At 37.0% G+C, this 14,972-nt stretch carries 17 protein-coding genes and 1 pseudogene; 13 read left to right on the top strand and 5 right to left on the bottom strand.

Annotated features, from left to right (window positions below; translation table 11 throughout):
- The first annotated feature begins 33 nt into the window (after positions 1-33).
- On the top strand, positions 34-417 hold the full coding sequence (locus tag ACP3VS_RS09705) for a winged helix-turn-helix transcriptional regulator (RefSeq protein ID WP_012295955.1): 384 nt from the start codon (positions 34-36) through the stop codon (positions 415-417).
- Between the two features lie 53 nt (positions 418-470).
- Here ACP3VS_RS09705 and ACP3VS_RS09700 read toward each other — a convergent pair whose 3' ends face one another.
- Positions 471-1,316 carry an aldo/keto reductase gene (locus ACP3VS_RS09700; RefSeq protein ID WP_036164948.1) on the bottom strand — a complete coding sequence of 282 codons (846 nt, stop codon included), beginning with the start codon at positions 1,314-1,316 and terminating at the stop codon, positions 471-473.
- Positions 1,317-1,665: 349 nt separating this feature from the next.
- Between ACP3VS_RS09700 and ACP3VS_RS09695 the strand changes: the two genes are divergently transcribed.
- Positions 1,666-2,106, top strand: coding sequence for a VOC family protein (locus tag ACP3VS_RS09695; RefSeq protein ID WP_012295953.1), 441 nt, complete (start codon positions 1,666-1,668; stop codon positions 2,104-2,106).
- Positions 2,107-2,320: 214 nt separating this feature from the next.
- Here ACP3VS_RS09695 and ACP3VS_RS09690 read toward each other — a convergent pair.
- Positions 2,321-2,634, bottom strand: a pseudogene (locus tag ACP3VS_RS09690) (transposase); the annotation flags it as partial.
- A gap of 419 nt (positions 2,635-3,053) precedes the next feature.
- Here ACP3VS_RS09690 and ACP3VS_RS09685 point away from each other — a divergent pair.
- The 8 genes from ACP3VS_RS09685 (at position 3,054) to ACP3VS_RS09650 (ending at position 10,052) form a co-directional block, all read left to right on the top strand.
- On the top strand, positions 3,054-3,722 hold the full coding sequence (locus ACP3VS_RS09685; protein ID WP_426388580.1) for a response regulator transcription factor: 669 nt from the start codon (positions 3,054-3,056) through the stop codon (positions 3,720-3,722).
- Positions 3,719-5,101, top strand: a complete 1,383-nt coding sequence (locus ACP3VS_RS09680) for a sensor histidine kinase (protein ID WP_099805384.1) — start codon at positions 3,719-3,721, stop codon at positions 5,099-5,101. Before ACP3VS_RS09685 ends, ACP3VS_RS09680 begins: the two co-directional genes overlap by 4 nt.
- 101 nt (positions 5,102-5,202) lie before the next feature.
- Entirely contained in the window at positions 5,203-6,114 is a 912-nt protein-coding gene (locus tag ACP3VS_RS09675; RefSeq protein ID WP_031416626.1) for an ABC transporter ATP-binding protein, read from the top strand.
- On the top strand, positions 6,111-6,821 hold the full coding sequence (locus tag ACP3VS_RS09670) for an ABC transporter permease (RefSeq protein WP_031416625.1): 711 nt from the start codon (positions 6,111-6,113) through the stop codon (positions 6,819-6,821). The genes ACP3VS_RS09675 and ACP3VS_RS09670 overlap by 4 nt, the downstream gene beginning before the upstream one ends.
- Positions 6,821-7,558, top strand: a complete 738-nt coding sequence (locus ACP3VS_RS09665; protein ID WP_426388579.1) for an ABC transporter permease — start codon at positions 6,821-6,823, stop codon at positions 7,556-7,558. The genes ACP3VS_RS09670 and ACP3VS_RS09665 overlap by 1 nt, the downstream gene beginning before the upstream one ends.
- Before the next feature lie 19 nt (positions 7,559-7,577).
- Positions 7,578-8,837, top strand: coding sequence for an erythromycin esterase family protein (locus tag ACP3VS_RS09660; RefSeq protein ID WP_426388578.1), 1,260 nt, complete (start codon positions 7,578-7,580; stop codon positions 8,835-8,837).
- Between the two features lie 68 nt (positions 8,838-8,905).
- Complete coding sequence (locus ACP3VS_RS09655) at positions 8,906-9,790, top strand: helix-turn-helix domain-containing protein (RefSeq protein ID WP_426388577.1); 885 nt, start codon at positions 8,906-8,908, stop codon at positions 9,788-9,790.
- 103 nt (positions 9,791-9,893) lie between these two features.
- Entirely contained in the window at positions 9,894-10,052 is a 159-nt protein-coding gene (locus ACP3VS_RS09650; protein ID WP_004231699.1) for a DUF1540 domain-containing protein, read from the top strand.
- 48 nt (positions 10,053-10,100) lie between these two features.
- Here ACP3VS_RS09650 and ACP3VS_RS09645 read toward each other — a convergent pair whose 3' ends face one another.
- Both ACP3VS_RS09645 and ACP3VS_RS09640 read right to left on the bottom strand, forming a co-directional pair.
- Entirely contained in the window at positions 10,101-10,343 is a 243-nt protein-coding gene (locus ACP3VS_RS09645) for a hypothetical protein (protein WP_031416620.1), read from the bottom strand.
- 74 nt (positions 10,344-10,417) lie between these two features.
- Positions 10,418-11,755, bottom strand: coding sequence for a PLP-dependent aminotransferase family protein (locus ACP3VS_RS09640; protein WP_012295943.1), 1,338 nt, complete (start codon positions 11,753-11,755; stop codon positions 10,418-10,420).
- A 118-nt stretch (positions 11,756-11,873) separates the two neighbouring features.
- On the opposite strand from ACP3VS_RS09640, the gene ACP3VS_RS09635 reads away from it, so the two are divergent.
- From ACP3VS_RS09635 to ACP3VS_RS09625, 3 genes are all read left to right on the top strand, one after another.
- Positions 11,874-12,797, top strand: a complete 924-nt coding sequence (locus ACP3VS_RS09635) for a DMT family transporter (protein ID WP_036162410.1) — start codon at positions 11,874-11,876, stop codon at positions 12,795-12,797.
- On the top strand, positions 12,784-13,662 hold the full coding sequence (locus ACP3VS_RS09630; protein ID WP_426388576.1) for a DMT family transporter: 879 nt from the start codon (positions 12,784-12,786) through the stop codon (positions 13,660-13,662). Before ACP3VS_RS09635 ends, ACP3VS_RS09630 begins: the two co-directional genes overlap by 14 nt.
- A 65-nt stretch (positions 13,663-13,727) precedes the next feature.
- A complete protein-coding gene (locus tag ACP3VS_RS09625) occupies positions 13,728-14,273 on the top strand; it encodes a histidine phosphatase family protein (protein WP_426388575.1) in 546 nt (181 codons plus the stop codon).
- 40 nt (positions 14,274-14,313) lie between these two features.
- Here ACP3VS_RS09625 and ACP3VS_RS09620 read toward each other — a convergent pair whose 3' ends face one another.
- Entirely contained in the window at positions 14,314-14,961 is a 648-nt protein-coding gene (locus tag ACP3VS_RS09620) for an SIMPL domain-containing protein (RefSeq protein WP_426388574.1), read from the bottom strand.
- Between the last annotated feature and the right edge of the window lie 11 nt (positions 14,962-14,972).

Genomic DNA, 14,972 nt, shown 5'->3' with positions numbered 1-14,972 from the left:
TTGGTTACTTTTGAATATTACGGGGGGTTTACAATGCAAAAAATTTATAATATTGGTGTAGAAGCTACACTTGAAGTCATTGGTGGTAAATGGAAACCAGTCATTCTTTGTCATTTAAACCACCATGGTAAAATTCGCACAAATGAGTTTCGACGATTAATTCCAGGAATCTCGCAAAAAATGCTCACTAGTCAATTAAGAGAGTTAGAGCAAGCTGGATTGATCCTTCGAAAGGTCTTCAATCAAGTTCCGCCGAAAGTTGAATATTCCTTAACGCCTTATGGACAAGGAATGGAGCCTATTTTAAACATGCTTTGTACTTGGGGCGAGAAGCATGTTGAAGTATTACAGGATAAAGGCGAAGATGTACTATTAAAACAACGTGACGAAGATATAGCTATGCAGCAAACATCGTAATGAGGGAAAAAGAGACTGTCAAACACGCGACAGTCTCTTTTCCTTGTTAATGCTTATAGAGCAAAGTCATATTCATCAGGATTAGGTCCAACACGTTGTTCAAGGTTCATCGCATTGATGATAGCCATCTCTGCTTCTGTTAAAGTAAAGTCAAAGATATCGGCGTTTTGTATCATGCGTTCTCTACGCACAGATTTAGGAATAGTAATCACGCCATTTTGTACATCCCAACGCAAAATAACTTGAGAGTTTGATTTTCCGTATTTTGCTGCTATTTTAGAAATCGTTTCATCTTCAAGAAGCCCACCTTGCATTAAAGGTGCCCATGCTTCAAGTTGAATTTGGTGCTCTTTACAGAATGAACGAAGCTCCGCTTGCTGTAAGCGTGGGTGGAATTCCACCTGATTCACAACAGGTTTAATACGAGCAAATGATAATAAGTTTTCCAAGTGTGCCACAGTGAAATTACATACGCCAATGGCTTTGATCTTACCTTGTTTATATAGGTCTTCAAGAGCTTTCCAAGATTCAGCAAACTTATCTTTACCTGGCCAATGAATCAGGTAAAGATCTAAATAATCTAACCCTAACTTTTGTAGGCTCTCTTCATAGGCAGCCTTCGTTTCATCAGAGCTTAATCCATCATTCCACACTTTTGATGTTATAAACAGATCTTCACGATTTAAGCCAGTCGATGCTAGCGCCTGTTTAATGCCATCCCCGACACCTACTTCATTGCCATAAATAGCGGCAGTATCGAGGCTGCGATAGCCAACTTCTATAGCGTTTTTAACCATTTCAGCAGTAGCATCATTTGCTACTTGAAAAACACCTAATCCCATACCAGGCATTTGAAGACCGTTATTTAATGTAATTGTATCTTGTAAATGATTAATCATTGCGATTCCTCCAATTGTTTGGATTGCTTATTGCTTTTTCATTATGCTGCTAACATACCTTCAAAAAAAGTACGCACTTTTTTGTGTCATAGAAACGTAGAGGTAACTTTTGTGAGCTAACAATGGCTAGAGGGATAAAAATATTCATCAGCCTCTTATTCAATATCAGATAAATAAAGTTGTCCAATAAAATAGTAAGCACCTTTATTGGCTATATCTACTAGTCGTTGTGGCAAGATAATTGTCTACAAAATGAACAGACGGAAATCTTGGCTTTATTTAAGTAGTAAAAGGAAATGTTTGTTCGATGGAGAATATATGTAGTAATACTGTAAAAGGGGTTTTGAAGATGAATCGTTTAAATTTAATTACATTAGGTGTTAAAGATATGGTGAAGTCTCTCGCTTTTTACCGAGAAGGTCTAGGTTTTGAGGTTGTAGTTTACGGAGAGGAAACAAATCCTGATGTTATATTCTTTAATAATGGTGGGACAAAAATATCACTATTTCCAATTGAAAGATTGGCAAAAGATATTAATGAAGCTAACCCACCTGAAATTGACCATGGCTTTGGCGGAATCACTCTTGCTTATAATGGTAAATCAAAAGAAGAGGTGGACAGTATTTTTGCATTAGCTAAAAAGGCTGGTGCAAAAATTATTAAAGAGCCTGAAACTGTATTTTGGGGTGGTTATAGTGGCTACTTCCAAGATCCGAATGGCTTCTATTGGGAAATTGCTTACGGCGATATGTGGCAGTTCGATGAGAACGATATGCTGATTATTCAATAATTGATATAGATAATTTAGATAAGAAGAGCGTCTATTTTTTATTTTATAACATAAAACGCAACTTTTTTAATTAATAAAAAGTTGCGTCAGACTGTCGACAAAAGGAATTGAGAAGTTCACACTCGATTCCTTTTGTCACTTTTTTTCTTTCATTATGTTTAAAAATGGTAATTTGATATCCCATAAAACAGACTCTTCAAGTATAAGAACTCTTTTAAACCGCCAGCCACGTCCAAGTAGCTAGTTTCTTTAAATTCATGGCAGCAAGAGTAAGCATCGCCTACATGGACAATTTTTTCAGACCTCTAGGTTGTCCATCGCATACCATGCTTTTCCTTTGCATCGGCAAAGACACGCTCAATCGTTACTTTACGCTTGCATAAATTTGTTTGATGTCATAGGAATGGCGTAAATGTTCAGCTTCCTCCACATACAGTTCCCAAATATGAAGTTGAATGAGTTTTTTGTGATTCTTACTTTCCGTACATTGGGAAAGGCTTGACACTTAGTACAAATCAAAGGTTTCGATGTATTATCACCTCAAAAATTTACTTTTCACCCTATGTAGGTGGGGTACTTTATTTAGAAGTTGATGGGAACGAAGGGCGCTGACTCCAGTGGGAAAAGCGGGAAAGTCGAGATTCTGGACTGAGCGAAGCGAGGGAAGCAGCTCGACCCCGCCCGCGGAAAGCGTCCGCCCGTAGTGGAAATCAACGGCTTTACTTTATTTCATTGAGTTTGTCTGCAGTCTGATGCAACTTTTTTAAATTAGTAAAAAGTTGCGTTTTTTTCACTTTCACGTTAAAAAATAGGAAGAAAATAAGTAGGGGATTACCATATAATAACCAAGTATGGAATTTATCTTGTACTTCAATTTAAGATAAATGTATAATGCAAAATATGGTATTTTGGGATAGCTTTCGAATAGATATAAGGAGGGTGAAACAATGATTCGTATATTATACATAGAGGATGAAAAGGAAATAGGATATTGGGTTAGTAAAGAGTTAACTGAAAGGGGCTATGAAGTAACATGGTTAGAGTCTGGGGACGGTATGGAGCAACATATTTCCTCAAAGGATATTGCCATACTGGATGTGATGTTACCTGGTTTAGACGGCTTTTCTATCGGTAAAAGAATTAAAAGGGAAAATAAAGAACTGCCGATTTTAATGCTATCTGCTAGAACGGCAGTCGAAGATAAAATAGAAGGTTTGAACTTCGCAGATGATTACTTAACAAAGCCATTCCATCCAGATGAATTAGTAGCAAGGCTAGAAGTATTACTAAGAAGATATCAAAAAAATGATGATGTGTTGGAACTACAGCATCTTAAAATGTATACAAAAGATATGAGGATAATGAATACATTGACTGAAGAAGAAATTCTCTTGACGGGTAAACAGTTTTATCTTTTACAGTATTTCATTCGCCATCTCAATCAAATTTTAACGAAAGAGCAACTTTATGAGGGGGTTTGGGGTGAGAGCTATATCGAAGGTGATAAAACATTGATGGTACATATTCGATATTTAAGAGAAAAGATAGAAACAAATCCCGCAAAGCCAACGATTATTGAAACGATTCGAGGGATTGGTTATAGGGTGAAACTATGAAATTCTTCCAATCATTACAAGCTAAATATATGTTGATCATCATATTAGCCTTATCAATTGTTCAAATTTCTTATATGGTAACAGCCATGTTTGTATTAGGAATTACAAAGACTGGGGTGGGCGAGTTTTCTAGTGAGGTACTTTTGGAAAGTGAAATCGAGAAACAATGGCATGCACAATCTAAAAATATAAGCAATGTATCAAATGATGCCATTACTCAGCTTTTTCAAAAGTGGCAAGAGCAATTACCTTCGGCTTCTATGTTCTGGGTAAGTGAGGATGGGACATTATTGACTACAGTAAATGTTCAGGAGGAGCTTCCAGCAAAGTGGACACCCGCATTTACTACTAAATTCATAAAACAGCGGTATGGGGAAGACCCATTTACAGTTATTTCCTTCTTGGGCGATGATGTATCCAATGGCTTTATTGTTTTAGAAGTTCCAAGGAACGTATTTAATCCGCCACTTATCAATATTTATGAAAACTATGGTAACTTCTTATTTCTTGGCGTTATAGCCATTATTCTATTTTTCATAGTCGTATCTTGGTTATTTTTCAAAGGAATCCGAAAGAGACTTTTATATCTTCAAGATGCCATGGAAATACGGGATGTAGATGGTTTACCTATTGAAATCCATGTGAAAAAGAAAGACGAAATTGGGCAACTGGAGCATAGTTTTAATAGGATGGTTTGTGAGCTGAGAGAAAGCAAACAGCGTCAGCAAAAAGAAGAGCAACTAAGACGGGAGCTGATTGCGAATCTCTCACATGATTTGCGAACACCTTTAACAAAGGTAAGAGCTCAATCCTACTCAATTAGTAAAGAAGCATTGTCAGAGGAAGGTACGCATGCATTACGAGCGATGGAAACATCTATAGTGAATATTGATGCTTTAATTGAAAATTTAATGTCCTACACATTGCTCATGTCAAGTAAATATAAATTTGAACCGAAAGAAATCAATGTTATTCGTTTTGTACGAGAGCACCTGACGACCTGGTATCCCGTTTTTGAACGAGAAGGCTTTGCCATTGATATTGAGCTACAAGCATTTGAGCATCATGAATGGTATATAGACCCCATTTGGTTAGGCCGTATACTGGATAACCTCTTCCAAAATGTACTACGACACGCCAATAGCGGGAAATACATAGGTGTGAAAACAGAGTCGACAGCGAGTTATACGGCATTTATTATTGAGGATCATGGAAATGGTATGAAAAATGAATCAAATGCAAAGGGTGCAGGAATAGGTTTATCAATTGTAGATGTTATGGTAAAGGGCATGCATTTAGATTGGGATATTTGTTCGGATCCATCGGGTACAAAAATTATAATAAAACATGTAAATCCATCTGCGAAGCTTGGTCTGTAAAGGCTCGCAGATTTTTTTTAGGCTTTTTTAAACAAAATTTAAACTTAGCCCTTACCTGTTTTTAAACTTCTATTCTTATGATAGTTAAAGAGGTGAGGATATTGGAATATATCGTACAAACACAAAACTTATCAAAAAACTTTGGAAAAGAACAAGCTGTATCAAATATAAATTTGCAAATACGCAAAGGTGAAATTTATGGGTTTTTAGGGCCTAATGGAGCGGGGAAAACAACAACGATTCGTATGCTTCTTGGTCTAATGAAGCCATCCTCAGGAACAATAAAAATTTTTCAAAAGGACATAGTGAAGGATCGTATTCAAATATTAGCGAATGTAGGTTCATTAGTTGAAAATCCATCTTACTACCCACATTTGACGGCCTATGAGAACTTGGAGGCACTACGAAAAATACTAGGTGTACCAAAAACCAGAATCGATGAAGTTCTGCAAACTGTTCGTTTGAAGGAAGCTGCAAATAAGAAAGTAAAGGGCTTTTCACTAGGAATGAAACAACGCCTTGGTATTGCTGCTGCTTTACTGCACAACCCGGAGCTACTCATTTTAGACGAACCAACGAATGGTCTCGACCCTTCAGGTATTATTGAAATTCGCAATTTAATTAAAAGACTACCAAAGGAATACGGGATGACCATTATTATTTCCAGTCATTTATTATCAGAAATCGATCAAATGGCTACACAGGTAGGTATTGTTTCTAAGGGGACATTGATTTTTCAAGATTCCATTGAGGGAATGCGTAAATTTGCACAACCAAAGGTTACTTTTAAAGTGAGCAATGGTGAAAAAGGATGGCGTTCCCTTTTAGCAAATGGCATTAAGGCAAACTATCAGGATGACGTCATTTTCTTAGAGGAATGTTCTGACGAGAAAGTAGCACATATTGTTCAGGTCCTGGTTCAGGAAGGGATTTCAGTATTTCGAGTAGAGGAAGAAAAACGCTCATTGGAGGATATATTCCTGCAAATGACGGCGGGAGAGCTAAAGTTATGATGAGTAAACTATTAATTGCTGAATTTTTAAAGATCAAACGGAAAGGTATATGGTTTTTAACGCTTTTAGGTCCCGTTGGCGTAGTTGCTCTGCAAATGGTCAATTACGGTGTGAGGAAAGACTATCTTTTACAGCAGAGCGAGAATGATTGGGGTTATTTTTTACTGAACATTCATTCCTTTACACCGTTGGCAGTTGTATTAGGTATTGCTATCCTAACGTCATTCATGGCGAGTATAGAAAACGAGACAAATGCGTGGAAACAGCTCATCGCTTTACCTGTTTCAAAGCTATCCGTGTATTTATCTAAATTTACAGTATTAACGATTCTGTTATTTTTGTCTTCAACACTATTAATGATTTTTACACTGAGTTACGGACTAATTTTAAGCTTAGGTGAAACGGTCCCTTACTTAGAGCTCGCCAAGTATAGTTACTTCCCAGCTCTTGCAGCATTACCAATACTAGCTCTTCAGCTGTGGATTGCTAGTGTTTGTCATAACCAAGGTATCTCGATTACTGTAGGAATTTTCGGAGTGATTTTTTCCTATTCTTCCTATGTTTTACCGGATTGGATGATATGGAAGTGGCCATCATTGATGAATCAATGGGATGAGCCGATCATCAATGTCATGTTAGGAGTGGGGATTGGTATCTTACTCTATATTGCTGGCATGATTGATTTTGCAAGAAGGGACGTGAAATAATGACGGCTATACTGCGAGCTGAATGGTTTAAATTACGAAAATCAAAAATGGTACCAATTATCTTAGCAGGACCCATTATTGGGCTATTTATCGGATTATCAGCCAATTTAGAGGATAATATGTCAGGGGTATCAATCAATGAATGGTATATTGCGTTGTTCTCCATGAATTTAACATATGCTTTATTATTCTTACCACTTATTACGGGGGTTTTGGCTAGCCTCATTTGTAGGTACGAACATCATTCTGGTGGCTGGAAGCAGCTATTAGCATTGCCTGTAACGAGGGGGAAAGTATTTGTAGCTAAATATGTGTTAATCGTACTGCTTGTTATGGCGATGCAGCTACTGTATCTATGTTCAGTTTGTGCTGTAGGGATGATAAAGGGGTATACGGATCCTTTTCCAATGGAGATTGTATGGAAAAGCATTGTGGGAGGATGGGTAGCGACATTGCCTTTAGTAGCCCTTCAATTATGGATGTCGATAATGTTTAAAAGTTTTGCTGCTCCTTTTGCAGTCAATGTGGTATTTACCTTACCCTCTATTTTTGCTATTAATTCTGAACGTATTGGACCTTACTATCCATGGGCACAGCCCTTTTCGATGATGTATATTGGTGGCAGTACAGACGATGTATTTTTTGTGCCATGGGAGCAATTGTTAACAGTTGTCGGTGGTGGCTTCATCCTATTTTTTCTTGGTGGGTATTTCTACTTCCAACGAAAAGCCATTTAACCTAAAGGGGAGAATTGACATGAAAATGAAACGAAGTTTGAGAATATTAACTACATGTATATTACTAGCAGTTTTAGCTGGCTGTGGACAGGGGGCGGCTGTCAAAGATGCCTCTCAATATAGTAGTGAAATAAAAGATATTACTATACCTGATGATGTAAAAGTTATTGGCTTTGGAGAGGCAACACACGGAAATGTGGAATTCCAAGCCTTAAAAAAGGATCTATTTGAAGCAATGATGAAGAATGAAAATGTTCGTGTCTTTGTTTTAGAGGGGGATTTTGGAGGAGGCCAACAAATAAATCAATTTATTGTCAATAGTGTTGGCACGGCGCAAGATGCTATTAAAGCACTGGATTACGGCATTTATCAAACTGAACAAATGGTGGACTTTGTGCAATGGATGCATGACTATAACCTAACAGTCAAGGAAGAAGATAAAATTTATTTTTATGGTAATGATATGCAGCGCTATGATGATAGCAAAAAGGGCTTACTTGATTATTATGGGGATGTCGATGCTGAAACAGCTAAGCAATATACGGCTCAGCTTGAACATGTGTCCAACAAAACAATGAGAGATTTATCGAATAGCCAGTTAGTAGAGCTAGATAAAACAATTGATGCCATCATCAAAGATTTACAATCAAACAAGGAAGCCTATGAGAAAAAGTCATCAAAGGATGCCTTCTCTTTTGCGGCGCAATATGCACAAATTTTAAAGCAACGTACGCAATTGTTTTTAAACGATGGTAATTACATGAATTTACGTGATGAATACTTAGCTCAAAATTTACAATGGATTGTTGATTTCGAGACGACGAAGGGCCATGATAAAGTATTGATGTCTGGTCATAATGGCCATATAGATAAAACGTCTGCTACAATGGCAGGTTATAAGTCGATGGGACAATATTTAAATGAGTACTATAAAGATCAGTACTTTGCCATTGGTACGGATTTTGTGACAAATACATTCCAAGCACCGAATGGGTCTGGTGAACGTAAGGAGTATACGATAGAACATCATAACGCTCTAGTGGATGCCTTTAGTGATATCCATGACAACATCTTTTATGTGGATTTTGAAAATGCTAGTCAATCAGAAGAGCTATCTAATATCCTTACAAAGGAGCAAAGAATGGGCAATATAGGCGATGATTTTCGTCCTTGGTATAAGCTTACAAAAATGCTCTATACCATTAAAATGACACCAGCAGACGCATATGATGGTCTAATAATTGTGCAGGAAGCAACACCAACCCAAGTAACCGATTAGTTAAATATAGCAATCTCCATCAAAAAATCTTTGTTCTTCTCCATTATGATAAAAGTGAGGTGAGAAATATGGAGTATAGTCAGGCAACACAAAGGATTATTACTTATATCGAGGAGCAATTGATGGAAGAAATAGAACTTGAGTTTATGCTGAGTATTACGGGGTATTCGAAGTTCCATCTAAGTCGAATCTTTAAACAAGAAACAGGGCTTACGATTGGTGAATATATTCGGATGCGGCGATTAGCTGTGGCTGCCAGTTGTTTAATATACTCCAATGCATCAATCATAACGATTGCCTTTAAATTTCAGTTTCAATCTCAAGAGGCTTTTACAAGAGCTTTTAAAGAAGTGTATGCTTTACCACCAGGAAAGTACCGAAAATTGATGCAATCATTAGCTATGATGGAGGAGGAAAAGTTGATGGAATTAAATGAACAGGTTAAGGGATGGATGCTGAGCGGCGCAAATCCAGAATTATATCAATTTCATACGGATGATAAGGTGTTTCATTCAGGAAAGCGCAGTGGTGTATTATTTTCCACCAATGCATCAGCAAATAATGGGCAATTTGCTACGATGATGCAAGGATTTCAGGCAGCTGACTATAAAGGCAAGAGGCTGAAAATGTCATGTTACTTAAAAACGGCTGAAGCTACAAAATGTGGGGCGTGGATGCGTATAGATAATGGTACGGGTGATACGATTCAATTTGATAATATGGATCAGCGCTCTGTGACAGGAACTACTGAATGGAATCATTATTCTATTGTTCTAGATGTACCCGAGGAAGGTGATTCCATTTATTTTGGTGTGTTGTTAATCGGCTCAGGAAAAGTGTGGGCAGATGGTTTCCGCTTTGAAGAAGTCAACAATTGGGTACCCACAACCAATATGCTTTCGCAGGAACGTTTACCGAAACAACCAGCGAATTTAGACTTTAGCATGGAGTGAATTGGATACGCTACACTCACGTGTGAACCGAGAATGGACTTTGTTGAACAACGTATTGTTTATCTCTAATTTGTTAAAGCTAACAAAGAGGAGGTGTGAAACGATGGCACAAGAAATTCTTTGTGAAGTCAATAACTGCACATTTTGGGATTCTGGAAACAAATGCACAGCAGAAAAAATTTATGTTGTCAGCCAAAAGGGACAACATGCTTCCAACAGTGAGGAAACTGACTGTAAAACTTTTGAACCTGAAACGCATTAATGCAAAAAAGGGTAGCCACTTATAGGTTACCCTTTTTCCCTGTCTTTATTAATAAGCATCGACCTTTTCTTTATTAAATAAAAGTTCATGTGCATTGTTTACTTTTTCCTCTACGTAATCCAAAGAGTACTTACCCACCGAATCTGTTAAATCACCAATTGCCCGCGACAAGTTATCAATGATCGAGATTAATTTATGCATTTCCGTGTGGTCTTTTTCTTGGTGCATCTCATCCATAATTTCATATGCAAGACGCTGAATTTTCCTTAGTCGCAATTTCTCAGAGTGCATTGAATCCTCCTTATTGAACCAATTTATGATGTCTAAATATATGAAAAATAAGTAGGTTTCATGAATGACTTTTTTTAAAAGTAATTGTTAGGATCATTAAGGGACAATGAAATTTCCTTTATACCAACATCAATTTTTGACTCTTCCACATTGGAAACATTTAATTTCAACATTCGCTCATGAAAAAATCCCTCTAAATAATTACGGTTAATCGAATCTAAAAGTATATTGCTTTGTTTCAAGTGCTGGATAAGCTTATCGATATTGACCTGTCTTGGTAGAATAATATGGCTATGCATACAGATTTCCTTAGAAGCTTTAAATTTTGCTAAATGGGCTGTTATAGATTGTTGAAGTCTGTTAGCACGTATGGCATAAGACTCGCTGACCTTCTTTTGATAACGTTCAAACATACCACTTTTTAAGTAAAGCTCTAAGGCTGCCTGGGAGATCATTGAGCTATCAATATCAGTTGTATTTTTAAATTGCCTAAATGTTTGAATGAAGACCTCTGGTAAAACGGCTAGCCCTATACGTAAACCCGGAAACATGATTTTAGAGAAACTTTTTAAATAAATGACATGTTGCTGTGTATCATCTGTATAAATAGGATCTATTTTCGAATTTTGCTCGAAATCCGCTAAATAATCATCCTCAACAATGTATACATGATATTGATAAGCAAGTTGACGAATCATATCTTTCTCCTGTTTGCTATAAGAAGTCCCTAGAGGGTTGTGCAAGCGAGGCATAGTGTAAAAAAACTTAATGTCATAACTATTAAAAATGCGCTCTAACTCATATAAATTAATGCCATCTGTTGTTCTTTTTATGCCGATGGCAGGAATTCCGTAGGTTTTCAAATAATCCATATACAAATGATAACTAGGTTGCTCCACTAAAATTGTTGAGCGACCATTTGGAAATGGCATAATACTCAGCAAAGACAGGGATTGTTGTACGCCCGAAGTGATAAAAATGTTTTCTTCTTTAGTGAACACTTGATAGTTTGTTAATAGTTTTTTTGCCTCTTTTATTAAGGAGGGTAAGCCTTGTGATGTCCCATATCTAAATAGGTCTGCTTGGTATGTATCGATTGCCTTGTTGAGGCAATGTTGAAAGTCTTGGTACGGAAAAGCATGCCAGCTAGGTGAGGAGGTAGCAAAATCTATATGGTCTTGAACCTGTGGCTGAAGGGGTAATTGATGGTCAACAACATAGTGGCCGCTTTTCGGTAATGCATAGATAAGATGCTGATCCTCAAGTTTTTTTAAAGAAGTTAAAATAGTACTTTTACTGCAGGAATATTGTAGTGATAACTGACGTATTGAAGGGAGCTTTGCCCCTGATTGAAGAGTACCTGTTTGTATTTGAGTCAAAAGCTGTGAATAAATCCATTCATATTTAAGCATATTTAACCTCCAGCACACCTGTATCGGTACAGATGCGTTTTTTTCATATCGTCAATGTGTGTTCTTTTTTATACGATAACATTACCGGCCGGAAATGATGGAGAAGGAGCGTTATCGTATGTTAGAAAAAAGAAAAGCCTATATAGCAGCAATTTCGTATGCATTTGTTATTGGACTTTCATTCCTATGTGTGAAACTTACTTTGTCGGTGGCGAGCCCTATTGATACATTAGCTCACCGCTTTACAGTTGCTTTCATCGGCATTGTTATTTTACTAGTATTTACGAAAAATAAGCTAACAATAAAAAAACAGGATTTATTAAAAATTTTACCTTTAGCCCTATTGTATCCTATAGTTTTTTTCACGTTTCAAGTGCTTGGGCTTGCTAGAATTTCATCCTCAGAAGCTGGAATTATTCAAGCAACAATCCCTATTTTTACATTAGCACTAGCAAGTTTATTGTTAAAGGAAAAAGCTACATGGGGACAGTATGTTGCTATCTCGATTTCTGTACTTGGTGTGATTTATATGCTAATGATGAATGGGGCAAATGCTACTACTGGAAATATTTTTGGCAGCGGATTTATTTTGCTTTCAGCTTTTGCAGCATCAATTTATAACGTCTTTGCAAGAAGGCTTACAAAGCAATATTCTTTACTGACATTAACCTATGTCATGACGTTATGTGGATTTGTTATTTTTAATGGGATAGCTATAGGAGATCATGTGATGAAGGGCACCATCCATGATTTTTATAAGCCATTTCTACATGTTGACTTTATCATTGCCATTTTATATTTAGGCCTATTATCCTCGCTAGGCACGTCTTATTTATCAAATTATGCTCTATCTATATTAGAGGCCTCTAAAATGAGTGTTTTTAGTAATTTGGCTACGCTTATTACTATATTTGCGGGTGTTTTATTTTTACATGAAACCTTCCAGAAGTACCATTTAATCGGGGGAGTCATGATTGTTATGGGGGTTATAGGAACAAATTATTTCGGCATGAAGAGGGTAGCGAAAAATGAGCAAATATAGCCTCTTATTATTAATAAGCTGTATATGGGGGTCTCAATTTTTCTTTGTAGCGCTAGTGACAAATGATGTTGGTGCAATAACCTTATCGTTGTTGAAAGCGCTAATAGGTGCCATTTGTTTAAGTGTCATTAGCATATTTTTGAAAAAGGACAGCAATCATGTGAATAGTAAATACTATTGGGCAATCGCCATTTTTGAAGTAGTAATTCCATTTGTCCTGATTGCACAAGGTCAAAAATATGTTAGCAGTAGTAATGCATCTATTGTAATAGCTATGGTTCCCATAATCACGTTAATTTTTGTCGTTTTTTTCTTTAAGAAAAAGGTTAGTAAGTTCCAACTCATTAGCATTTTATTAGGTCTCGTGGGAATCAGTATTCTTTCATGGCCAACACAAGAGATGGACGGTTCAAGTACAGTATTTGGCAATGCATTACTGCTCTTGGCCGCAATGAGCTTTGCACGATCATTAATATTAATGGAAAAGCTGGGGGCTGGCTCACCTATCGTACATATGCGAAATGTTTTAGGAATAGCCACGGTCATTTTATTACCAATGGCGATGATCTTTGAACAGCCATTCCAACTAAATATGAGTGGCATACAGATTGTTGCCGTAACCATTTTGGGGATTTTCCATTCGGGGATTGTTTACATGCTTTATAATTTATTGATAAAAAAAGAGGGTGCATTATTTGCATCTCTTAGTAATTATGTAGTTCCTGTAGTAGGTGTACTATTGGGTTATTTTATACTAAAAGAGACATTGGAAATCAGACAATTCGTAGGCATATGTATTATCCTTTGTGCCCTGTTATTATCTAAAGAGCGGGTTGTTCATAAAAAGACAAATGATGAAAATTAATGATTTGGGATTATTTAATGACGTACAATTCTAATAAAACTACTTTTTCAAGACGGGAGGCATTTATGAGTAATATCTATGTCATTAGACATTGTCTTACACAAGGGCAATCACCTGACGCCCCTTTAACACAGACAGGCATGAGGCAAGCAGAAAGCTTAGCTGATTTTTTCAAAGATACTACCATTCATCGAATTCTCTCAAGCCCCTTTTTACGCGCAGTCCAATCCATTAAAGCTATCAGTAAAGAAAAGGGTATTCAAATTGAAATAGAACATCGATTGTCTGAACGACTTTTAAGTACAAAAGATTTGCCAGATTGGTACGAAAAATTACAGGCAACATTTATGGATATGGACTTATCATTTGATGGGGGAGAATCCAGCAAAGAAGCAATGGACCGCATTGTGAATGTTGTAGAGGAGGCTGTTGCTCGAAATGTTGAAAATACCTTACTAGTGAGTCATGGCAATATCATCACCTTATTATTGAAACATTATAATAAAGATATTGATTTTCAATGTTGGAAAGATTTAAGTAATCCAGATGTTTTTGTATTACAGGTAAAGCACAATAACATCGTAATAGAACGGGTATGGAATCCACAGTAGGAAAGCCTTCTGCCGTTGCTTCGCTGAAGGCTCAAATCGTTCAATATTGAAAGTTCACACGGACAGAGGCATTTATGTCGATTTGCCCTTGTTCAATAGGTGTCATATCGGAGGAAATTGCCATTGAGCGATATAGAATAGGCGTATTAACTTGTTCTTCCACAATTTCAGTGGGGAGTAGCTGCAAAGGTAAATGCATCGTTTCAGCAATGGTTTTCGCCTTTGCCTGAGCATTATGCAGCGCTAAACTCAATGCTTGCTGATAATAGGCATCTACATGGTCAACTTTAAATTGAATGTTTGTGATACGATTTGCCCCATTATCTACTGCTGTATCAATGATTAAGCCAATACGTTCAGGATTTGATACATGGACGGTAATGGCATTAGTTACTTCATAACCATTAAAGATTTGTTGGCCGTCTTCAAAATGATAAAGTGGGGTAATTGTATAGGCAGCTGTTTGAATTTGTTCGCTTGGAATGCCAAGGGCTGTAATGGATTGAATAACTCGATTCATAGTTGCCGCATTCTCCTGCTGTGGCTCTTGTACATTTTGGCCTCGCGTTTGAACTTCTATTTGAAGTTGAATGGAGCTTGGCTTAGACTTTACCTGCCCATCGCCCCTTACAGTTATAACACGTGGGGGAATGGATGCCTTCTGATGATGGAGCTGAGCATAGTACATACAATACCACC

The organism is Lysinibacillus sp. VIII_CA (assembly GCF_049943995.1).
GTDB lineage: Bacteria > Bacillota > Bacilli > Bacillales_A > Planococcaceae > Lysinibacillus > Lysinibacillus pinottii.
The sequence above is the reverse complement of the archived record's forward strand: the minus strand, read 5'-3'. Positions and strand labels throughout refer to the sequence as shown.